Origin of the sequence: Nocardia sp. NRRL S-836, from assembly GCF_001279525.1 — a bacterium.
Lineage (GTDB): Bacteria > Actinomycetota > Actinomycetes > Mycobacteriales > Pseudonocardiaceae > Lentzea.
Genome location: NZ_LGDY01000121.1, coordinates 1 through 22009 on the forward strand (window position 1 = coordinate 1; position 22009 = coordinate 22009).

General features: G+C 71.5%; 18 protein-coding genes. 11 read left to right on the forward strand and 7 right to left on the reverse strand.

What is annotated here, in order from left to right; translation table 11 throughout:
• Positions 1–190: 190 nt before the first annotated feature.
• Complete coding sequence (locus ADL03_RS31570; protein WP_053737245.1) at positions 191–1318, reverse strand: citrate synthase; 1128 nt, start codon at positions 1316–1318, stop codon at positions 191–193.
• A 41-nt stretch (positions 1319–1359) separates the two neighbouring features.
• Between ADL03_RS31570 and ADL03_RS31575 the strand changes: the two genes are divergently transcribed.
• The gene (locus ADL03_RS31575) at positions 1360–2484 is read left to right on the forward strand and encodes a citrate/2-methylcitrate synthase (RefSeq protein ID WP_231642519.1); all 1125 of its coding nucleotides are present in this window, start codon (positions 1360–1362) and stop codon (positions 2482–2484) included.
• Here the strand turns inward: ADL03_RS31575 and ADL03_RS47575 are convergent.
• Positions 2477–2626: a hypothetical protein gene (locus ADL03_RS47575; RefSeq protein ID WP_157529518.1), complete on the reverse strand. Its 150-nt coding sequence runs from the start codon at positions 2624–2626 to the stop codon at positions 2477–2479. The two genes, ADL03_RS31575 and ADL03_RS47575, sit on opposite strands and share 8 nt — an antisense overlap.
• Positions 2627–2696: 70 nt before the next feature.
• Here ADL03_RS47575 and ADL03_RS31580 point away from each other — a divergent pair, with 70 nt between their 5' ends.
• The gene (locus ADL03_RS31580) at positions 2697–3641 is read left to right on the forward strand and encodes a helix-turn-helix domain-containing protein (protein WP_053737247.1); all 945 of its coding nucleotides are present in this window, start codon (positions 2697–2699) and stop codon (positions 3639–3641) included.
• Here the strand turns inward: ADL03_RS31580 and ADL03_RS31585 are convergent.
• Complete coding sequence (locus ADL03_RS31585; protein ID WP_082373634.1) at positions 3546–4079, reverse strand: MarR family winged helix-turn-helix transcriptional regulator; 534 nt, start codon at positions 4077–4079, stop codon at positions 3546–3548. The genes ADL03_RS31580 and ADL03_RS31585 overlap by 96 nt on opposite strands.
• Before the next feature lie 95 nt (positions 4080–4174).
• Between ADL03_RS31585 and ADL03_RS31590 the strand changes: the two genes are divergently transcribed.
• Together ADL03_RS31590 and ADL03_RS31595 are read left to right on the forward strand one after the other, a co-directional pair.
• Positions 4175–4732, forward strand: a complete 558-nt coding sequence (locus ADL03_RS31590; protein WP_053737248.1) for a YceI family protein — start codon at positions 4175–4177, stop codon at positions 4730–4732.
• Between the two features lie 212 nt (positions 4733–4944).
• Positions 4945–5595 (forward strand): response regulator transcription factor, encoded by a 651-nt coding sequence (locus ADL03_RS31595; RefSeq protein ID WP_053737249.1) that lies wholly within the window; start codon positions 4945–4947, stop codon positions 5593–5595.
• Here the strand turns inward: ADL03_RS31595 and ADL03_RS31600 are convergent.
• On the reverse strand, positions 5592–7223 hold the full coding sequence (locus ADL03_RS31600; protein ID WP_231642521.1) for a GAF domain-containing sensor histidine kinase: 1632 nt from the start codon (positions 7221–7223) through the stop codon (positions 5592–5594). The genes ADL03_RS31595 and ADL03_RS31600 overlap by 4 nt on opposite strands.
• 96 nt (positions 7224–7319) lie before the next feature.
• Between ADL03_RS31600 and ADL03_RS31605 the strand changes: the two genes are divergently transcribed.
• Positions 7320–7982 carry a hypothetical protein gene (locus ADL03_RS31605; RefSeq protein WP_053737250.1) on the forward strand — a complete coding sequence of 221 codons (663 nt, stop codon included), beginning with the start codon at positions 7320–7322 and terminating at the stop codon, positions 7980–7982.
• Positions 7983–8100: 118 nt separating this feature from the next.
• Here ADL03_RS31605 and ADL03_RS31610 read toward each other — a convergent pair whose 3' ends face one another.
• Both ADL03_RS31610 and ADL03_RS31615 read right to left on the reverse strand, forming a co-directional pair.
• Positions 8101–9258, reverse strand: coding sequence for a hypothetical protein (locus ADL03_RS31610; RefSeq protein WP_053737251.1), 1158 nt, complete (start codon positions 9256–9258; stop codon positions 8101–8103).
• A 111-nt stretch (positions 9259–9369) separates the two neighbouring features.
• Positions 9370–9915 (reverse strand): ABATE domain-containing protein, encoded by a 546-nt coding sequence (locus ADL03_RS31615; RefSeq protein ID WP_053737252.1) that lies wholly within the window; start codon positions 9913–9915, stop codon positions 9370–9372.
• A 94-nt stretch (positions 9916–10009) separates the two neighbouring features.
• On the opposite strand from ADL03_RS31615, the gene ADL03_RS31620 reads away from it, so the two are divergent.
• Both ADL03_RS31620 and ADL03_RS31625 read left to right on the forward strand, forming a co-directional pair.
• Positions 10010–10435, forward strand: a complete 426-nt coding sequence (locus ADL03_RS31620) for a nuclear transport factor 2 family protein (RefSeq protein WP_197288818.1) — start codon at positions 10010–10012, stop codon at positions 10433–10435.
• Positions 10436–10440: 5 nt separating this feature from the next.
• Positions 10441–11121, forward strand: a complete 681-nt coding sequence (locus tag ADL03_RS31625) for an MOSC domain-containing protein (RefSeq protein WP_053737254.1) — start codon at positions 10441–10443, stop codon at positions 11119–11121.
• A gap of 39 nt (positions 11122–11160) precedes the next feature.
• Here the strand turns inward: ADL03_RS31625 and icmF are convergent, their stop codons facing one another.
• Positions 11161–14406 (reverse strand): fused isobutyryl-CoA mutase/GTPase IcmF, encoded by a 3246-nt coding sequence (gene icmF, locus ADL03_RS31630; RefSeq protein WP_053737255.1) that lies wholly within the window; start codon positions 14404–14406, stop codon positions 11161–11163.
• Positions 14407–15060: 654 nt separating this feature from the next.
• Here icmF and ADL03_RS48900 point away from each other — a divergent pair.
• The 4 genes from ADL03_RS48900 to ADL03_RS31645 are packed head-to-tail and all read left to right on the forward strand — an operon-like array spanning position 15061 to position 21996.
• Entirely contained in the window at positions 15061–17145 is a 2085-nt protein-coding gene (locus ADL03_RS48900; protein ID WP_063798773.1) for a hypothetical protein, read from the forward strand.
• The gene (locus ADL03_RS31635) at positions 17142–19226 is read left to right on the forward strand and encodes a hypothetical protein (protein WP_197288812.1); all 2085 of its coding nucleotides are present in this window, start codon (positions 17142–17144) and stop codon (positions 19224–19226) included. The genes ADL03_RS48900 and ADL03_RS31635 overlap by 4 nt, the downstream gene beginning before the upstream one ends.
• The gene (gene pelF, locus ADL03_RS31640) at positions 19223–20686 is read left to right on the forward strand and encodes a GT4 family glycosyltransferase PelF (RefSeq protein ID WP_053737256.1); all 1464 of its coding nucleotides are present in this window, start codon (positions 19223–19225) and stop codon (positions 20684–20686) included. Before ADL03_RS31635 ends, pelF begins: the two co-directional genes overlap by 4 nt.
• Entirely contained in the window at positions 20683–21996 is a 1314-nt protein-coding gene (locus tag ADL03_RS31645) for a hypothetical protein (protein ID WP_053737257.1), read from the forward strand. Before pelF ends, ADL03_RS31645 begins: the two co-directional genes overlap by 4 nt.
• The last annotated feature ends 13 nt before the right edge of the window (positions 21997–22009 follow it).

Here is a 22009-nt window from a genome sequence, read left to right on the forward strand (position 1 = left end):
GGGAAGGGGGGCGGTGGGGGGAAACCCCCCCCGCCGCCCCTTCCCAAGCCGAACCACCCCAGGCCAGCCGCACCAGCCTCCGGCCAGCCGCCCCCGTTCTGAGGCCAGCCGCCCGTGCTCAAACCACGCCCAAGGCAGCCCCACCGTCCCCAGGCGGGCCCCAACCCCCAGCACCCGCAAAAGCGAGCCGCTACGGCCGGTCGCCCGTGTACACGCCGAGCGTCCGGAACCGCAGTCCCGGCTCGGCGTACTCCTCCATCGCGTGCGCGATCCACCCCACGATGCGGGCCACGGCGAAGATCGCCTCCCCGGCGTCCGGCGCCATCTTGTACGTCAGCCCGAGCTGGGCCAGGGCGAGGTCGACGTTCGGGAACGTCTGCGGCAGCGTCTCGATGACCTGGTCGGCCACCAGTTCGCCGCGCTCCCGCAGGATGGCCAGCAGGTGGTCGGCGCGGGGGTCGCGGTGCTGGTACACGCCGTGGCCGAAGCCGAAGCCCGGGATGGGTTCGCCGGCGCGCAGTCGTTCGGCCACGGCGGCCACGGGGTCGGCGGCGGCCTGCAGCAGGAAGCGGTGGGCGATGGTGCTGGCGGTGCCGTGTTTCTGGCCCTCCATGGCGCCCAGGCCGGCGGACACCACGGCGTACGGGTGGGCGCGGGCGGAGGCGGCGACGCGGGCGGCCAGGGTGGAGGCGGCGAGGTCGTGGTCGGCGAGCAGGACCAGGGCCGCGTTCAGCACCTCGGGTTCGGGGGGTTCCGCGGAGAGGCGGGCCCACAGGCGGTCGGCGATGTCGGGGCCGCGGGGTGGCTGGACGAGGGGCAGCGACTCGACTACGTCGGCGATCAGGGCGGTGGCGGTCGTGACCGCGCGGTCGAGGTCGAAGCGCAACGGGTCGCCCGCGCCGGCCAGGGCCACGGCGACGCGGATGCGGTCGGTCAGGGTCGCGCTGTCGGGGAGGGCCATCCAGATCTCCTGGCCCTCGGGGAACTCGAAGCCGGTGGTGTCGGCGCCGGTCCACAGCCAGTGCGCCACGTCCTCGAAGCGGCGGGAGCCGCTGAGCTCGACGGCGGAGCGGCCGCGGTAGTAGAGGCGGTCGTGCTCCTGCAACGAGATGCGGGTGCGGATGCGATCGGTCACAGCGGCCACTGCTCCGCGCGCACCAGTGCGCTGCGCCAGGGCCTCGACCTCGGCGACGTCGAACATGCTCGCCCGGTTGACCTTCTGGCTGGTCAGGAGGCCGCGGCTGACGTAGGCGTACACCGTCGCCGGTTTCACGCCCAGGCGGCGGGCGGCCTGACTCGTCGTCAACATTGATTCCATCAACGTTGACTGTACATTACATGTTGACGGACTCTGTGTGCATGTTGATTGATGCACCCAAAGGGCTTAAAGACGTCGTCGTCACCACGACCCTGATCGGGGACGTGAACGGGGCCGCGGGGTACTACCACTACCGCGAGCACGACGCGATCGAGCTGGCCAGGACCCGGTCGTTCGAGGACGTCTGGTTCCTGTTCGCGGAGGGCCGGTTGCCGGACGCCGCGGAGAGCGAGCTGTTCCGGGAGCGCACGGCGGCGTTGCGCGAGCTGCCCGCCGGCATCGGCGAGGTGCTGCCCGCGATCGCGCGGTCGGGTGTCACGCCGCTGGCCGGGCTGCGGACGGCGTTGTCGATGTTGCCGTCGCAGCCGATGTGGGACGCGCCGATGGCGGCGCGCAGGGCCGACGCCCTCCGGGTGTGCGCGGTGACGCCGACGGTCCTGGCCGCGCTGCACCGGCTCAAGCTCGGGCTTGACCCCGTCGAGCCCAGGGCCGATCTGTCAACCTCGGCGAACTGGCTGTACATGATCACCGGCGCCGAGCCGGAGGCGTGGCAGAGCCGGGCCGTCGAGCAGTACCTGATCGCGACGATCGACCACGGGTTCAACGCGTCGACGTTCACGGCGCGCGTGGTCGCGAGCGCGGGCGCCGACGTCGTGTCGGCGGTGACGGCGGCGATCGGCACGTTCTCCGGGCCGCTGCACGGCGGTGCGCCGGACCGGGCACTGGAGAGCCTCGACCTCATCGGCACGCCGGACAACATCGACCCGTGGGTGCGGGAGCAGATCGAGCGGGGCAACCGGATCATGGGCTTCGGTCACGCCGTCTACCGCACGGAGGACCCGCGGGCCCGCCTGCTCCGGGAGATCGCGCGGCAGCACGGCACCCCGCTCGTCGAGTTCGCGACGACGGTCGAACGCCGGGTGACCGAGCTGCTCGCCGAGCTCAAGCCCGGCCGGCAGCTGTACGCGAACGTCGAGTTCTACGCGGGCGTGGTGATGGAGCTGTGCGGGATCCCGCGCGAGATGTTCACGCCGACGTTCGCGTGCAGCCGGGTGATCGGGTGGTGTGCCAACGCGCTCGAGCAGTCCGAGGACACGAAGATCATCCGCCCGGTCGCCCGTTACACCGGTCCGCAACCGAAGATCGAGAAGACCGGTATCAAGTGAGGTACCGGATGTCGTTGCGCACGCGGATGCGGTCGCGGTCGACGACGTCGGAGGAGCCTGCCAGGCCGGCATCGCGGTCGCGGTGCCGGTCGAGCCAGACGGAGATTGCCGCTACCACCAGGGCGATCACTGCGAGAGTCATGTAAGAAGTTTGCGGCCGACAAAATCCAGCCAACAGTGGCAGATCTGTCGATGCGCGCTAATATCCTGCCATGCTGCGATCGGTGGCGGTACCGCTCATCCACGGCGTCGCGCCGTTCGAGTTCGGCGTGCTCTGCGAGGTGTTCGGCGTCGACCGGACCGAGGAGGGCGTGCCGCTGATCGACTTCCGGGTGTGCGGCGAGCTGCCGAACGAGCCGGTGCGCACGGAGGTCCCCGGCGTCACCATCACGCCGGAGCACGGCTTCGAGGCGATGCTCGACGCCGACCTGGTCGCGCTGCCCGCGGCCAAGATCCGCGAGGACTACCCGGAGAAGCTGCTCAAGACGCTCAGGGAGACCGACGCGACGCTGCTGAGCGTCTGCAGCGCGGCGTTCATCCTGGGTGAGGCGGGCCTGCTCGACGGCCGCCGCTGCACCACCCACTGGCGCGAGACCAGCGCGTTGCAGGAGCGCTTCCCGCGGGCGCACATCGACCCGGACGTGCTGTTCGTCGACGACGGCAACATCATCACCAGCGCCGGCACGGCCGCGGGCATCGACGCCTGCCTGCACCTGGTGCGCCGGGAGCTCGGCACGAAGGTCGCCACGACCATCGCGCGCAGGATGGTCGTCCCGCCGCAGCGTGACGGCGGTCAGCGCCAGTTCGTGGAGCTGCCCATCCCCGAGTGCTCGACGGACAGCCTCGAACCCGTGCTGGAACAGGTGCTCGACACGATCGCGGACAACCACACGGTGGCCTCGATGGCGAAGCTCGCCGTCATGTCCGAGCGGACGTTCGCGCGCAGGTTCGTCGCGGAGACCGGCACGACGCCGAACAAGTGGCTGTCACTGCAACGGGTGCTGCACGCCCGCCGGTTGCTGGAGGAGACCGACCTGGACGTCGACGCGGTCGCGACCAGGTCAGGCTTCGGCACCGCCGCACTCCTGCGGCACCACTTCCACCGCCTCGTCGGCGTCGCACCGAGCGACTACCGCCGCACATTCGCCTGTCGTTAACCGCGTGAAGATCTTCTCGGAGATCGACCGCAGCGACTCGACCTCCTCCGGGCTGAGCAGGTCGAACACCAGGTCGTGGACGGTCTCGGCGTGCCGGGGCGCGGCCGCCTCGATCGCCGCACGGCCCTGCGGGGTCAGCACCACGTAGGAGCCGCGCCCGTCACTGGTGCAGCCCTGCCGCGCCACCAGGCCGCGCTTCTCCATCCGCCCCACGTGGTGTGAGATGCGGCTCTTCTCCCAGTGCAGCGAGCGCGCGAGCTCCAGCACGCGGACCCGTTCCTCCGGCGCGTCGGTCAGTTCGACGAGCACGGCGAAGTCAGCCATGGAAATGTCGGAGTCGACGGTCATCTGCCTGCTCAGATGGGCGTTGAGCTCCCCTTGCATGCGGACGTAGGCGCGCCACGCCCGCTGTTGTTCAGGTTCAAGCCATCGGGTCACAGGTTCAGCATACGGGAATAGTTGACACATCATCCACGGTTGGGGCAAGGTAGATGACAGTTCAACCAAACCGAGCAACCGAAGGACACACCGCCATGACCACGGCCACGAACCTCTCCGAACTGACCGGCGACTACGTCATCGACGCGTCGCACTCCCGCATCGGCTTCGTCGCCCGCCACGCGATGGTCACCAAGGTCCGTGGTGCGTTCAACGAGTTCGACGGCGCCATCAAGATCGACGGTGACAAGCCGGAGAACACCACGGCCCAGGTCACGCTGAAGGTCGCGAGCATCGACACCCGCAACGCACAGCGCGACGGCCACCTGACCACCAACGACTTCCTCGACGTCGAGAACTACCCGGAGATCAAGTTCGTCTCGACCTCCGCGAAGCAGGTCGACGACGACAACTTCGAGATCACCGGTGACCTCACCATCAAGGACGTCACCAAGAGCATCACCATCCCGTTCGCCTTCGAGGGCGTGGCCGTCGACCCGTTCGGCAACACCCGCGTGGGCTTCGAGGGCTCGCACACCATCAACCGCAAGGACTACGGCGTGACCTGGAACGCCGCGCTGGAGACCGGCGGCGTCCTGGTCAGCGAGAAGGTCGTGCTCGAGTTCGAGATCTCGGCGATCAAGCAGGCCTGACCGCGGCCACCGGGCGGTGGTGAACCGCGCCTCGCTCGGTGTCGAACCGGCCCGATGAGCCCGTCGTCAGCAGCGCGGCCGATCCCCCGGCGACAGGGGGATCGGCCGCTGCCGCGTCTGCGGCTCGTGGCCGGAGAAGTAGGCCCGATCGGCGCAGCGTGCCGCGGGCCGCGGGTCCCCTCCGGCGGTGGTCTTTGGGCTACCGTGACGCCATGGCGACGCGCGTCTTCCTCGTCGACGACCACGAGATCGTCCGCCGCGGCGTCGCGGACCTGCTCGGCGAGGAGTCCGACCTGGAGGTGGTCGGTGACGCCGCGTCGGTCGCGGAAGCGCTCGCCAAGGTGCCGGGCGCCCGTGCCGACGTGGCCGTGCTCGACATCCGCCTCCCCGACGGCAACGGCATCGAGCTGTGCCGCGAGCTGCGCAGCCGCATCCCCGGCCTGCAGTGCCTGATGCTCACGAGCTTCGCCGACGACGAGGCCCTGTTCGACGCGATCATGGCGGGCGCGTCCGGGTTCGTGCTCAAGCAGATCCTGGGCGCCGACCTGGTCAACGCGGTCCGCACGGTCGCCGCCGGCCAGTCGCTGCTGGATGCCCGCACGACCAGTGCCCTGCTCAACCGGATCCGCCGCGAACGCGACGAGGGCGACCCGCTGCGCGTGCTCAGCGAGCAGGAGCGCACGGTGCTCGACCTCATCGGCGAGGGCCTGACGAACCGGCAGATCGCCGAGCGGATGTTCCTCGCGGAGAAGACGGTCAAGAACTACGTCTCGCACCTGCTCGCGAAGCTCGGCATGCAGCGCCGCACGCAGGCCGCCGTGTTCGCGTCGCAGTTCCGCAAGGACGGCGAGCAGCACCGCTAACGGGCCTGCTCCAGCGGAACCCGCCACACCACGCAGGTGCCGCCACCCTCGTTCGCGCGCACCGCGAACGTGCCACCGAACTGCGCTGCCCGGTGCGCGAGGTTGCGCAACCCGCTGCGCACGACGTCGACCGCGACGCCGATCCCGTTGTCCCGCACAGTGATCACCACGTCCTCGCCCGCGTCGACGAGCACCGTCAGCTCGGTGGCCTCCGCGTGCCGCACCGCGTTCGTGACGGCCTCGCGCACCACCGCCTCGACGTGTTCGGCGAGCTCGGGCGGCACGGAGTTGTCGACCGTGCCGGACATCCGCACGGCCGGTGACAGGTGCGTGGCCTCGGTCAGGCCGGCCACGAGGTCGAGCAGGCGGCGGCGCAGCGACGTGCTGTCGGTCGAGTGCAGGTCGAAGATCGAGGTGCGGATCTCGCGCACGGTCTCGTCGAGCTGTTCCACGGCCGTCCGCAGGCGTGCGGCGACCTCCGGCTCGGTGACGCGCCGCATGGTCGCCTGCAGCGTGAGGCCGGTGACGAACAGCCGCTGGATCACGTGGTCGTGCAGGTCGCGGGCGATCCGGTCGCGGTCCTCCAGCACGTACAGCAGCCGTTGCGAGCGTTGCTGCTCGGCGAACTCCAGCGCCACCGCCGCCTGGTCGGCGAAGGAGGCGAGCATCGGCACCTGGTCGGGCAGGAACCGCGACTCGCCGCCACGGCGCAGCACGACCAGCGCGCCCGTGACGAGGGAGCCCGACCGCAGCGGCACCGCCAGTGCCGGTCCGAAGGCCGAGCCGAGGTCATCGACGATGAGCGGCAGGCCCGAGCGGACCACCTCGCCGACGGTCTGCTCCACGTCGAGGCCGTCGAGCTGCACGCCCGCGTTCGCCGCCACCGTCATCGGCACGTGCTGCCCGTCGCCGAGGACGACCAGCGCCGCGTCCGCGGCGGCCAGCTCCACGATCCGCTGGGTGATCAGCCGCAGCGCGTACTCGCCGGACGCCCCGCCGAGCAGCTCGGAGTTGACCTCGCCGATCGCCTCCAGCCACCGTTCGCGCATCCGCGAGCGTTCGAACAGCCGGGCGTTGTCGATCGCGATGCCCGCTGCCGCCGCCAGCGCCTGCAGCACCGCCTCGTCGTCGGAGGTGAACTCGGCGGCGCCGATCTTCTCGGTCATGTACAGGTTGCCGAACACCTCGTCGCGCACCCGCACGGGCACGCCGAGGAAGCTGTGCATCGGCGGGTGGTTCGGCGGGAACCCGACCGACACGTCGTGCCGGCTCAGGTCGCGCAGCCGCAACGGGCTCGGCTCCTTGATCAGCAGTCCGAGCAGGCCCTTGCCCTCCGGCAGGTGGCCCATCGTCGCGCGGGTCCGCTCGTCGACGCCCACGTGGACGAACTCGGACAGGTCGTCACGCGTCCCCAGCAGCCCGAGCGCGCCGTAGCGGGCGCCGACGAGGTCGACGGCGGCCTGCACGATGCGCTGCAGCGTCGAGTCCAGCTCCAGGCCCGAGGCCACGGCGAGCACCGCGCCGAGCAGCTCCTGCATGTGGTCACGGGTGGTGACGATCTCGTCCATGCGGTCACGCACCTCGTCGAGCAGCTCGTCGAGGTCACGGCGGCCGGGAGGGTGGGGCACGCCGCTAGCCTCGCACAGATCCGGCCGGCGCACGGCCCTGGCAAGTGAGGACCTTCGACCGTGGCCGCACCGCCCCGCCGGCCGGAGAGTGTGGGCATGGCCATCGTGGTGCCCGAGTCGCTCGGACTCGCGGGGGAGGACGTGCGCGGGGTGCTGGCCCTCGCCGCGGGCGCCGCTGGGCAGGTGCGGTTCGAGGTGCGTCCCGAGCGGATAGAGCTGCACACCACCAGCCCGCACAGCCGGGAGGAGCGGCTCGCCTGCGGTGTCGCGCTGCTCAACGTGCGGCTGGCGTTGCAGGGCCACGGGATCCGTCCGCTGGTGACGCTGCTGCCGGGACCGAGCGCCCACGACGCCGCCGCGGCGGTGCGGCTGGGCGGCCACCAGAACCCGGACCCGGACGTGCTGGCGCTGCTGCACGCCCTGCACGCCCTGCACGCGAACCGTCGCACGTGGACGGCGTTCTCCTACGCGGACACCTGGCGGGGCCTGCTGTCTCGGGCCGCCGAGGTGGAACGCGCGTGGCTGCACGTGCCGCGGGGCTCGCTCGACCTGGTGCTGTGCACGTTCACGCGAGGTGCCGCCGCGGAGATCCGCGCGGGCCAGGCGATGCAGCGGGTCGTCCTGACGGCGGCGACGGCCGGTGCGGCGGTCTCCCCCGCCCGGCACCCGGTGAGCCTGTCCGCGTTGCGCGCGGACCTGCGCCCGTGCCTCGGCAACACGCTGGTGCCACAGGTGGTCCTGCGGCCGGGCATGGGGTGACCGCGCCCGTTCCGTGCCGCGCGGGGGTCGTGCCCGCGGCACGGAACGGGCGCGATAGTCCACACCGGACACAACGCCGCCCCTGTTGCGGAGCGGGCTTCCGGTGCTCCGGACGCGACTACCTCGACAGCACCGCCCTCCACAGCAGGCGGGCCAGCTCGGCGTGGCAGATGTCGTTGTGCGCACCGGCGATCCCGTCGCCGCGGCGGATCACCGGCGAGCAGTCGACGTTGTGCACCTGGCCCCTGGTCAGCTCCCCGAGTGCACCGATGCGGTGGCCGTGGGCGTAGGTGCCCTGCACGCCGTGTGCGCCGATGGCGCCGTACTTCGGGTACTCGTCGAGGTCGAGCCGCCGGCCCGACCGCGCGGCCAGCGGGTAGAAGCGGCCGATCGCGTGGTCGTGCGCGGAGGTCGTCACGACGATCGGGCCGGGCACCCGGCCGAGCACGCCGCGGAAGTAGCCGGAGCCGGGTTCGCCGGGCAGCCGTTCCGCGAACGACCACAGCGACATCGCGCCCTGCACCAGCGTCAGCGTCGCCGCCGGCACCACGGTCGCCATCGCGGTCGCGGTGATGGCGCCGAAGCCGTGGCCCACCAGGTGGATGCGCGCGGCCGGTGCGGCCTGCGCGACCTCACGGGCGATCCGCGCCGCGCCGCTGTCGCCGACCACCCGCGCACGCCGCTTCATCTTCCAGAACGTCAGGATCCGCAACGGGGACAGGATCCCGCCGAGCGCCGGGTCCTCCAGGCACGCCCGGTAGAGCTGCTGCGGGTCGAACGGCAGACCCTCCTCGCCCGGCAGGTCCGGTACCGACCCCTCCAGGTAGACGTAGGCCTCCTCGACCGCGGGCGACATCCGGCACGGGTGCCGCAGCGCGGCCTGGACGATCGTGCGCACCGCGGCCGTGCGGGCGGCTCCCCCGCCCAGCCGCGCCGCCGACGCCCTGATGAACTCCTCGGTTCGCACGTCCTCGTCGCCCCACGCCCTCGACGGCCAGTGCAGGCCGACGAGGAGGGGCTGGAAGCCACCGGGAAGCCGGTGTGCGACTTCACGTTCCGCTCGGCAGCCGGCCATCGTGGCGACCCACCGCCCGTACTGGTGCCGGGCGGCCGGCACGTCGCCGTTCCACCCGTGCACGAAGAAGAAGACGTCGGTGACACCGGCGCGAGCGTCACGTATGACGTCCGCGCTGTCGTGCCCCCGCTCGTTGCCGGTCTCGTCGAAGCAGACGAGGTGACAGCTGATGTCGTGGCCTGGTACGGATTCTCGGGACATCGCGGATCACCACCACACGAAAACACACCCTGGTTCTCCGGTTATCGGAACTCCGGTGGCTCACGTGTAGGCCGGGCGATCAGGAAAACCCGTTCGGACCAGGGGATTCGCTCACTCGCCCGCTCGGTTGCGCCGGTAGTGCCGTGCCGCGCGGACCCGGTTGCCGCAGCCCGGTGAACACCACTCCCGCCGCGGGTGGTCCTTCACGAAGTAGAGCACGCACCCCGGCGCGTAACAGGCGCGCAGCCGGTCCCGCTGCTCGCCGGTGAACAGCTCCACCGCCTCCGCGGCGATCGCGGCGAGCGCCCGGTCCGCCGGTGCGCCCTCACCGTCGTCGTGCCGCACCAGTTCCCCGTCCTCCGCCGCGAGCTGCGGCCACGCGACCGCCCGCCGCGCCGACCGGTTGAGGTCCTCGACGGCCCTGGCGAGGTCGCGGTCCTGGGCGACCGGGCGCGTGTCCCGGGTGAGCACGGCGGCGAGGTCCCGCAGCGCCTGGCGGAGCGCGCGGAACGCCCGCAGGTCGTCCTCGCCGGTCGCGAACCCGAGGAAGTCGCTCAGCCCGGCGACGGTCGTCAGGTCGTCGTTCACCTGCGACCGGCTCGCCCAGATCGTGTTCATGAGCAGGACCGGGCGGGGTTCGTCGGGCGTCAGCAGCACGACCTAACGGTAACACGCACTTGCATCCGTTAGTGCCATGTTCTAACGTTTGCAGCGCCACCCAACCATTGGAAGGACGTTCGCCGTGAACCTCGTGCCCCCGTTCGACGCCGACACCGCCCGGCAGAAGGTGCGGGCCGCGCAGGACGCCTGGAACACCCGCGACCCCCTCCTCGTCGCCCGCGCGTACACGCCGGACTCGGTGTGGCGCAACAGGTCCGAGTTCATCCGCGGCACCGGCGAGATCGTCGCGTTCCTGACCGCGAAGTGGGAGCGCGAGCACCGGTACGTGCTGCGCAAGTCGCTGTGGGCGTTCGGGGACGACCGCATCGCCGTCCGGTTCCAGTACGAGTGGCACGACGACGACGGCCAGTGGTGGCGCAGCTACGGCAACGAGAACTGGGAGTTCGCGCCGTCCGGGCTGATGGCACGGCGCGAGGCGAGCATCAACGACGTGCGGATCGCCGAGTCCGAGCGCCGCGTCGACCCCTTGTCCACCCACGAGATCCCGACGGAGTAGAGCCGATGCACGTCTCAGGGCTGTGGCGTTATCCGGTGAAGTCGCTCGGCGGGGAACCGCTGGAGTCGGCGGTGTTCACGAACGACGGCGTGGAGGGCGACCGGCTGGTGCACGTGCGGGGCCCGCGCGGGGTCCTGACCGGCCGCACCCGCTACGGCCTGCTCACGATCCCCGCCTCGACCGGCCCGTCCGGCCCGCTGGTGGACGGACGGCCGTGGGACAGCGAGGAGGCCCAGGCGCTCGTGGCGCCCTTCGGCGGCCGCCTGACCCGCTACGCCGGGCCGGAGCGGTTCGACGTGCTGAACGTGCTGGTGGCCACCGACGGGCAGGTGGCAGCCGCCGGGATCGACGTGCGGCGGCTGCGGCCCAACATCCTCATCGGCGGTGTCGAGGCCGGCGAGGAGGAGAGCTGGCCGGGGCACGCGCTCGTGGCCGGTGACGCGGTGATCGGGATGTTCCGGCAGCGGGCGCGGTGCGTGGTCACGACGATCGACCCCGACACCGGCGCGCAGGACCTGGACGTGCACCGGCGGATCCGGCACGAGTTCGGCGGGGTGCTGTGCCTGGACAGCTGGGTGGTCCGGCCGGGGGTGGTGCGGGTGGGCGACCCGGTGGAGGTGGTGCCGACCGACGAGCTCCCCGACCGCGTCGGCGGGTGGATCGTCGGCCGGCCCTACGCCGTCTGAGCGTGGTGCGGAACGCCGGTCGCGGTCCGCACCACCCCGCTAGATGTTGCGGCGGTACTGCCCGCCCACCTCGAAGAACGCCTCGGTGATCTGCCCGAGCGTGCACACGCGTGCGGCGTCCATCAGCACGGCGAACACGTTCTCGCCGGTCTGCGCGACCTCGCGCAGCCGGGCCAGCGCGTTCTGGGCCTCGTCGCGGTGCGCGGCCTGGAACGCGCGGGTCCGTTCCACCTGGGACTTCTTCTCCTCCTCGGTGGCGCGGGCCAGCTCGATCTTCACGACCTCGCGGGTGCCGTCCTCCGGCAGGAAGGTGTTGACGCCCACCAGCGGCAGCGAGCCGTCGTGCTTGCGCTGCTCGTAGAGCATCGACTCGTCCTGGATGCGGCCGCGCTGGTAGCCGGTCTCCATCGCGCCGAGGACGCCGCCGCGTTCGGAGATGCGGTCGAACTCCGTCAGCACGGCCTCTTCGACGAGGTCGGTGAGCTCGTCGATGACGAACGAGCCCTGCAACGGGTTCTCGTTGGCCGAGAGGCCCCACTCCTTGTTGATGATCATCTGGATGGCCATCGCGCGGCGGACGCTGGACTCCGTCGGCGTCGTGATCGCCTCGTCGTAGGCGTTGGTGTGCAACGAGTTGCAGTTGTCGTACAACGCGCACAGCGCCTGCAGCGTCGTGCGGATGTCGTTGAAGTCCATCTCCTGCGCGTGCAGCGAACGGCCCGAGGTCTGCACGTGGTACTTGAACTTCTGCGAACGCTCCGAGGCGCCGTAGCGGTCGCGCATGGCCACCGCCCAGATCCGCCGCGCCACCCGGCCGATGACGCTGTACTCGGCGTCCATGCCGTTGGAGAAGAAGAACGACAGGTTCGGCGCGAAGTCGTCGATGTGCATGCCGCGCGCCAGGTACGACTCGACGTAGGTGAAGCCGTTGGCGAGCGTGAAGGCGAGCTGGCTGATGGGGTTCGCACCGGCCTCGGCGATGTGGTAGCCCGAGATCGACACCGAGTAGAAGTTGCGCACCTGCTGCTGGATGAACCACTCCTGGATGTCCGCCATCATGCGCAGCGAGAACTCCGTGGAGAAGATGCAGGTGTTCTGGCCCTGGTCCTCCTTGAGGATGTCGGCCTGGACCGTGCCGCGGACGTTGGCCAGCGCGAACGCCCTGAGCTTCTCGTACTCGGCGGCGTCGGGCTCGCGGCCGTTGTCGGCCGTGAACTTCTCGACCTGCTGGTCGATCACCGTGTTGAGGAAGTACGCGAGGATCGTCGGCGCCGGGCCGTTGATCGTCATCGACACCGACGTGGTGGGCGCGACGAGGTCGAACCCGTCGTAGAGCGCCTTCATGTCGTCCAGCGACGCGATCGAGACGCCGGAGGTGCCGATCTTGCCGTAGACGTCCGGCGGGGTGTCGGGGTCGCGGCCGTAGAGCGTCACCGAGTCGAACGCGGTCGACAGGCGGGTGGCCGGGTTGCCCTTCGACAGGTACTTGAAGCGCCGGTTCGTGCGGAAGGCGTCGCCCTCGCCCGCGAACATGCGGGCCGGGTCCTCGCCCTCGCGCTTGAACGGGAAGACGCCCGCGGTGTACGGGAAGAAGCCGGGCAGGTTCTCCTTGCGCAGGAACCGCAGCAGCGAGCCCTCGTCGTCGTGGCGGGGCAGACTGACCCGGCGGACCTGGTTGCCCGACAACGTCTCGCGCGTCAGCCTGGTGTGGATCTCCTTGTCCCGCACCGTGAACACGAGCTCGTCCCCGCTGTACTGCTCGCGGGTCCGCCCCCAGCCGGTCAGCAGGTCCACCGTGCCGCGGTCGACCTCGCGCTCGGCCGCCGCGGCGAGCTCGGCGATGTCGGACACGCCCTTCCCGGCCGCCTCCAGCGCCTTCTGCGCGGCGGTGAGCTGGGTGTGCGTGCGGACCGCGGCGACCTGCTCCTCGGTCCTGCGGTGGTAGCCGCGCACGGTGTCGGCGATGTCGGACAGGTAGCGGGCGCGGGAGGCGGGCACGACGGTGGCCGCCGACGTGGACGTCCTGCCGCTGACGGGCGCGAGCGCGCCCTCCTCGACGTGCAGGCCGTGGTCTTTCAGGCCGTCGCGCAGGAACTGGTACAGCGCCGTGACGCCGTCGTCGTTGAACGTCGCGGCGGACGTGCCGAAGACCGGCATGTCCTCCCACCTCACGCCGAACGCCTCACGGTTGCGCACCATCTGCCTGGCCACGTCCCGGCGCGCGTCCTCGGCGCCGCGGCGTTCGAACTTGTTGATGGCCACGGCGTCGGCGTAGTCCAGCATGTCGATCTTCTCGAGCTGTGACGCGGCACCGAACTCCGGCGTCATCACGTACAGCGAGAAGTCCACGAACGGCACGATCGCCGCGTCACCCTGGCCGATACCGGGCGTCTCCACGATGACCAGGTCCGCGCCGGAAGCCTTGCACGCCACGATGGCCTGCTCCAGGCCGTCCGGGAGCTCGCTGCCCGCACGGCGCGTGGCCAGCGAGCGGAAGAACACCCGGTCGCCCCGGCTGCCTCCGGGGCCGGCCGGCCCGCCGAGGCAGTTCATCCGGATCCGGTCACCGAGCAGCGCGCCACCACCGCGGCGGCGCGTCGGGTCGACGGCGAGCACGGCGATGCGCAGCTTGTCCTGCTGGTCGAGGCGGAAGCGGCGGACCAGCTCGTCGGTGAGCGACGACTTGCCCGAGCCACCGGTGCCCGTGATGCCCAGCACCGGCACCTTGCGGGCGGTCTCCAGCGGCTCGGCCGTGCCGGCCTCGATGTGCGTGATGGCGCGGGCGAGCGCCTCGTCCGCGCCGGTGAGCAGCGCGTCGTGGCTGAACGGCGCGGTGAGCGCGTGGTCGCACTCCTCGATCATCAGGTTGATCATGCGGGCGAGACCGAGCTTCTGGCCGTCCTGCGGCGAGAAGATCCGCGCGACACCGCGCGAGTGCAGCAGCTCGATCTCCTCGGGGACGATGACGCCGCCACCGCCGCCGTAGACCCTGATGTGCCCGGCGCCGCGCTCGTTGAGCAGCTCGACCAGGTACGAGAAGTACTCGACGTGCCCGCCCTGGTAGGCGCTGATGGCAATGCCCTGAGCGTCCTCCTGGATCGCGGCCGTGACGACCTCCGCCACCGACCGGTTGTGGCCGAGGTGGATGACCTCCGCACCCTGCGACTGGAGGATGCGCCGCATGATGTTGATGGCGGCGTCGTGGCCGTCGAACAGGCTCGACGCGGTCACGAAGCGAACCGGGTTGACCGGCTTGTGCAGAGTGCCTGGAGACGACGTCGTCATGGGAATAGTTTGACTTCCTACTATTGGACGTGCAACCGAGGGTGGTCCAGGTCTCTGGATCGAGCCGGACGCCAACACCTCTACCACCCCGCACCGGCCTCGGCCACGGGGCGGACCCGCGCACTCCTGAGCTGACGGCCGGACAACGGCGGGAATGCGCCCTCACGGAGAATCACGCCCGATATTCCAGAGACCGGAGAAATAAAACGGATAAGGCATCCCCGCAAAACATACTGAGAGTGCTCATGTTCACGCACAATGCACCCATAACACCCGGATCGCCACACGAACTCCCCGCGCTTGAACCAGAGGCGAAAGGCCCGAGATCACGTCGGCCCGGTCGGCTCATTCCACGGCCAATCCCGTCACCAGCCCGCTCCCACCTGCGGTCAGCTGGTCCGTTCGGACCCTGATGTTACTCCACGAAAATTGTCGGTTGTCGTACGAACTGAGGTACCCCCGACATGGTTTGGCACCTAACATCTTCTTTCGCGCCTATCAGGGAGGGCATTGCGCGCACCCGTCCGACACCCACCGGCCATGACCCCGCCGTCATTTCCGGATGCCTTGTCGAACGGTTGCGCAGGGCGCAATGAATTGACGTCGAACCGTTCGAAGAAGAGACGTCTGCGCACTTCCGGGAGGGACTCGACCATGGTCACGTCACGCACGAGGTGGCTCTCCGCGCTCGCCGCGGCCGCGCTGCTCATCGGCTCGCCCGCTGCCGCGGCGACCGGGCACGGCCACAGGCACGGCCTCATCCGGGGGGAGGTGGCACGTCCGGCGCCGTCGGCGCCGCCGCGGCTGGGCGTGGTGAACGGACCGATCACCCCTGCCGGAACCGCGGCGCCGGCGGCCGGCACCGACCGGGTGGCGCTGCGGACGCTGGTGGTCGCGCTGGACGGCGCGGACTTCGGCCTGCCGACGTGGAAGGCGGTGCTCGACCGGATCGGCACGCCCTACGACGTGCTGCTCGCGCGCACCGAACCGCTGACCGCGAGCCGTCTCGTCCGGCCGGACGGCACCGGCCGCTACCACGCGGTGCTGCTCACCGACAACGCCCTGCTCCAGGCGGACGGCTCGGGTGGCTACACCAGTGCGTTCGACCCGGCGGAGTGGCAGGCGCTGTGGGACTACGAGCGCGCCTACCGGGTGCGCCAGGTGTCGCTGTACACGTCGTGGGGCACGTTCCCGGAGGACTACTGCCTGCGGCCCGGCGTCGAGGGCGGGGTCGGCGACAGCGGCCTGCGGGCCACGCTGACGAGCGCGGGCAGCCGCCTCTTCGACCGCCTGGTGCCGAGCGCGGTGGTACCGGTCACGCAGTCCTACGTCTACCGGTCCACGCTCGCACCGGGGTGCTCCGCACAGCCCTTGCTGAAGGCCGGCGCGTACGTGCTGGGCGTGGTCAGCACCTCGGCCGACGGGCGCGAGCGGGTGGCGTTGACGTTCTCCTCCAACGAGTTCCTGCCGCAGACCGACATGCTGGGCTACGGGCTGGTGCGCTGGGCGACCCGCGGGGTGTTCGCGGGTGAGCTGCGGCACTGGATCGGCGTCGACGTCGACGACTGGTTCAACACCTCCGACCACCTGCACGACGACGGGCGGCTGGAGACCGATCCCGGCTTCCGGCTGAGCGGGTCCGACGCCGCCGGGACCAACGCGCAGCAGAACGCGTTGCGCACGGCCTACCCGGTGGCCGCGGGCTTCACGCTGAACCTGCCCTACAACGGCGGCGACCTCACGCAGGAGGCGCCGTCCCGCTGCTCGTCGACGGGCACCCCGGATGCGCTCACGAGCTACTCGAAGTGCCTCGCCCGCAGCTTCCGGTGGGTCAACCACACGGTGACGCACCCGGAGCTCAACCTGACCGACTACGCGACGAGCCGCCAGGAGATCGCGGACAACCTCACCATCGGGCGCCGGGCCGGGCTCACCGTGCCGACCGAGGTGCTCAAGACCCCCGCCTACTCCGGGCTCGGCGTGTACAACCCGGACCCGAACGCGCCGGACACCGACCCGCCGACCGACTTCGGGCTGGGCGCGTCCAACCAGGCGATGCTCAGCGCCGCCCGCGACACCGGCGTGCGCTACCTGCACGGCAACATGTCGTTCCCCAGCCACCGGCCGTCCTGCTTCAACTGCGGCGTCGTCCACCCGCTGCGGCCGGAGCTGCTCGTCGTGCCGGACTGGCCGACCAACATCGGCTACCAGGTGACCACGCCGGCCGAGGAAACCCTGCTGTACAACAACCTCTACGGCCCGAACGGCCGGTTCCCCTACTACGACCACGACCTGAGCTACGCCGAGCTGCTCACCTACGAGTCCGAGGTCGGCCTGCAGCACGTGATGAGCGGGTCCGCGTACAGCCACACCCTGCACCAGGGCAACCTGCGCCAGTTCTCCTCCGGCCGCAGCCTGACCTTCGACTGGCTGCGTGCCGTCGTCGACAGGTACGCGAGCCGGTTCGCCGTGCCGCTGCGCAACCCCGACTGGCCCGCGCTCGCGCGGTACGTCGAGGCGCGCACGAAGCACTTCGCCGAGCTGCGCGCGGCCGCCGACGCGGTCTGGGACCGTTCCAGCGGAACGGTCACCCGCACCGCCGCCACGACGGGTGCGGTGTTCCTCACGGGCGTGACCCACGCGTCGGGCACCGTCGACCGCTACGGCGCCGACGTCATCACGCAGCTGCCGGTCACCGCGGGCACCACGGTCGTCGCCACGGCGGTGCCCAGAGCATGAGGTCAACGGTGGTCGCTCCCCTGCTGGTGGCCGTGGCCCTGGCCGTCACGACCCTCACGGTGCTCAGCCCGCCCGGTTCCGACCGGGCGGGCGGGGCGGCGGAACAGGCCGATCCGGTGCCCTATCCGGTGCCCCGCAAGAAGTTCGTGCCGGTGCGGGCCGAGCGGCCGCCGGAGTCCACCGGTGGCCGCGGTGAGCGGGTCGCGTTGCGGCAGCTGGTGATCGCGACGGGTCAGGACGACTTCGGGCTCGCCACGTGGAGATCGGTGCTCGACACCATCGGCACGCCCTACGACGTGCTGCACGCCGGTGCCGAGCGCCTGACCCCGGAGCGGCTGGTCCGCCCGGACGGCGTCGGCCGCTACGACGCGGTGCTGCTGACGAGCAACGCGCTGCTGCGAGCGGGACCGGACGGCACCTACGCGAGTGGGTTCGACGCGGAGCAGTGGACGGTCCTGTGGGACTACGAGCGGGCTTACGGCGTCCGGCAGGTGTCGCTGAACGCCCACCCCGGCACGGTCCCGGAGGACCTGTGCCTGCGGACGGGCACCGAGGGCGCGGTCGGCGACGCGGGGATCGAGCTGGCGTTGCCCGACGCGGGCGCCGCCGTCTTCGACCACCTCCGGCCGGACGCGCGGATCCCCCTGGTCAGCTCGTACGTCTACCGGGCAGGGCTGGCCGCCGGCTGTGCCGCCGAGGCGGTGCTGACGGCGGGTGACGCGGTCGTGGGCGTGCGCAGCCGGTCGCCGGACGGCAGGGAGCGGCTCGCACTGACGTTCTCGCTGGGACCCGACGACGTGACGGCGGCGCTGCTCGGTCCCGGGCTCGTGCGGTGGGCGACGCGCGGTGTGCTGCTGGGCGAGCAACGGCACTGGTTCACCGTGGACGTCGACGACTGGTTCAACTCCACGGCGCGCCTGCGCGCGGACGGCACGCTCGACCAGTTCCGGCTCAGCGGCGCCGACGCGAAGGCGGCGAGCGCGCACCAACGCGAGCTGCGGGCCCGCTACCCGGTCGCCGGCGAGTTCACGCTCACCCTGCCCTTCAACGGGAGCAGGCTGGTGACCGACGCCCCGGCGTCCTGCGCGCAGCAGACGCCCGACACGCTCAGCAGCTGCTCGCGGGAGCTCGTGCGGGAGTTCCGGTGGGTCAACCACACGGCGACGCATCCGCAGATGAACGACACCTCCTACGACGTCAGCCGCACGGAGATCAGCGAGAACCTGGCGATCGCCGCGGCGGCGGGGCTGCCCGTGCCGGCGAGCGTGCTCAAGACGCCGGAGTACTCGGGACTCGGCGTCTACACACCGGATCCGAGCTCGGCCGACCCGCCCACGGACTTCGGTCTCACCGGGTCGAACCGGGCGATGCTCGACGCCGCGTACGACGCCGGTGTGCGGTACGTGCAGGGCAACATGTCGTTCGCCGGTCACCGGCCGTCCTGCTTCAACTGCGGCGTCGTCCACCCGCTGCGGTCCGAGCTGCTGGTCGTGCCGGACTGGCCGACCGCCACCGCCTTCGAGGCCACCGCTCCAGAGGAGCAGACGGCGCTGTACAACCAGCAGTACGGCCGCAACGGCAAGGCGTCCGACCACCGCGACCACGACCTGACCTACGAGCAGGCGCTCGACTCCGAGGCCGAGGTGGCGGTGCGCCACCTGGCGAGCGGCTCGGTCTACGCGCACACCCTGCACCAGGGCAACCTGCGCGAGTACGCGCCGGGACGTTCCCTCGGGTTCGACTGGATCACCGCGACCGTGGCGAAGTACGCGGCGCTGCACCGGGTTCCGCTGCTCAGCCCGGACTGGCTGACGCTCGCCCGGTACGTGCAGGGGCGCACCGCGCACTTCGCCGAGCTCGCGAGCGGACGGGACGCGGTGTGGGACCGCAGCACCGGCGCGATCACCTACGTGCCGGGCGCGGCCGGGTCCCTGTTCCTCACCGGTGTGCGGCAGCGGGAGGCCACCGAGGCCGACCAGGCGGGCAGTGACGAGAGCGACTCCTACGGCGCGGACACCGTGGCGCGGGTGGGACTGGCGGCGGACGCGCCCGTGGTGCTGATGGCGAGCCCGCGCCCATGACGACCTACCAGGAACTGGACCTCGCCGGGCTCGCCGCCGCGGACGACGGCGCACCGTTGCGCATCGCGCTGGTCTCCGAAGGCTGCTACCCGTTCCACCCCGGCGGTGTGAGCCTGTGGTGCGACCAGCTCGTCCGCGGCATGCCCCGGCACGCGTTCACCGCCGTGGCGCTGACCGCGGACGGCACCGAGCAGCCGTGGTGGCCGCGCCCGGCCAACCTCGCCGAGGTGGTGACGATGCCGTTGTGGGGCAGACGTCCCCGGCGGGCCCGCCAGCGGCCCGCCGGGTTCTCCGAGGTGCACGAAGCGTTCCTGCGGTCGTTCCTCCCGTACACGGACCGGAGTCCGGAGCGGTTCGCCCGGTCCCTGCGGCAGATCTTCGAGCTCGCGCAGAGCCGCGACGTCGGTGCGGCGCTCGTGTCCAACGACGCGGTCGCGCGGCTGGTCCACGCGGTGGCCGACTGCGGCGAGGGCCCGATCTCGTTGCGGGACGCCGTGATCGCGACCGATCTGCTCGAACACTCGTTGCGGCCCCTGCTGTTCCCGCCGATCCAGGTGGACGTGTGCCACCTGGCGATGAACGGGTTGAGCGCGCTGGTGGGCATGGCCGCGAAGTGGGCGCACGGAACGCCGTTGCTGATGTCCGAGCACGGCGTGTACCTGCGCGAGCGGTACCTCGGCGCGGTCGGCGAGTCGATGTCGCTGCCGGCGAAGGTCGTCATGCTGAGCTTCCACCGGGCGCTCGCGGCCGCGGCCTACCGCGCCTGCGACATGCTCACCCCGCACTCCGACTACAACCGCCGCTGGCAGCTGCGCGGCGGGGCCGACTCCGGTCGCATGTGGACGATGTACAACGGCATCGACCCGGCGGAGTTCCCGCTGGCGCCGGGCGAACCGGACGTGCCCACGATCGTGTTCGTCGGCCGGATCGACCCGCTCAAGGACCTGCACACGTTGATCAGGGCGTTCGGCGAGGTCCGGCGCGCGCTGCCGCAGGCGCGGCTGCGCGTCTTCGGCCCGGTGCCCGAGGCGAACAAGGGCTACCACGCGAGCTGCCTGCAGCTCGTCGACCAGCTCGGGCTGACCGGCGCCGCGGTGTTCGAGGGGCTGGTGCCCAGCCAGGTCGACGCCTACCACGCCGGTCACGTCGTGGCGCTGACGAGCGTGTCGGAGGGCTTCCCGTTCACCGTCGTGGAGGCGATGTCGACCGGCAGGCCACCGGTGTGCACCGACGTCGGCGGTGTCAGCGAGGCCGTCGCGGACGCGGGGCTCGTCGTGCCGCCGCGTGACCACGAGGCCGTGGCGCGGGCGTGCGTGCGGCTGCTGACCGACGGCGGGCTGCGCAAGCAGATGGGCGCACTCGCACGGCAACGCGTCGTCGAGCGCTTCACCGTCCAGCGGTGGAACGACAGCTACCGGGCGAGGTACGCCGAGCTCGTCACCGCGGAGGCCGCGCGATGATCCCGGACGAGCTGGTGGACCGCGTGGCCGCGCTGCTGCCCGACCCGGTGGACGAGCTGCAGGTGGCCGCGCTGCTGGAGAGCCAGGGCATCACCGACCAGGTCGCCACCGAACGCTACGGGCGCGCCGACGTGTTCGTGCTCGGCGAGGAGGTGTTCGAACGGCTGCCCCGCGCGAGCGTCGCCACCGCACCGGAGCCGCCGGCCGGCACGTGGCTGCACGCCGTGCGCGGACCGCTGTACCTGGCGCCGACGACCGCGTTCCCCGCCGTGGCCGCGGTACTCGGTGGCCCGGCCGCCGTGCGGGCGATGGTGCTCGCGACCGCTGTGACGTGGGTGTGGGGCTCCGGCACGAGTGCCGTCGCGCACCGGTTGCTCGGGGTCGGGGCCGCGGGCGCCGCCGCGCGGTCGTTGCGGTTGCTCGGTGCCGCCGGGGTGGCGGTCGCCGTTGCCGTCGCGGGCACGGCGCTGGGCTGGCCGGCCGCGGTGTTCGTGCTGGCGCTGGCCGGGTTGCAGCTCGCGATCGGCGTTCTGCTGTTCCACGGCAGGGAGGTCGTGCTCGCCGCGGCGGTGGTGCCCGCCGGTGCCGGTGGCCTGCTGCACCTGGTGTCGGGTGCCGTTCAACCCGTGCTGGTGCTCGGCGGCGTGACCGTGCTGCTCGCCGTCGGCGGCGCGTGGTGGGCCGGCCGCGGCGCACGTGACCGCGCGGGTGTCCGGCTGCCTCCCCCGCGGCTGCTGCTCGCCGCCGCACTGCCCGGCGGCGTGTACGCGGCGTTGTGCGCGGCTCTCCTGCTGCACACGGATTCCCGCTACGTGCTCAGCGCGGTCGACCTGGCCGTGGCGGCCGCACCGCTGGTGCTCGGGATGGGTGTGGTCGAGTGGCGCGCGCACCGGTTCTTCGAGGTGGCCTCGGCCGAGCTGCGCCGGTGCGCGCTGCCGCGGGAGTTCGGCGCGGCGACGTGGCGCGCCCTGCTGCTGGAGCTCGGTTTCTGCCTGGTGGCGCTGGGTTCCGCGGCGCTCGTGCTGCTCGTGGCGCTGCGCTGGGCCGGTGTGCTCACCTCGTCCGGTGCGCTGCTGATCGACGGGCACGTCCTGCTCGGCGGCGCGTTCTTCCTGGGGTTCGTGCTCGTCCGGACCGGTGGCGCGGTGCTCGCACCCCTGATCGTGTCCGGTGTCCTGGTCGGCAACGTCGTGGCGGACCGGCTCCTGGCCGATCCCGTGCCGGTCTTCGTGACCGCCTGCGCCGCGTTGCCGGTCTTCCTGCTCGTGGCGCTCCGCTGGAGCGTCGGACAGGTTCGCCACTACCGATGAGGAAGTGATCTCC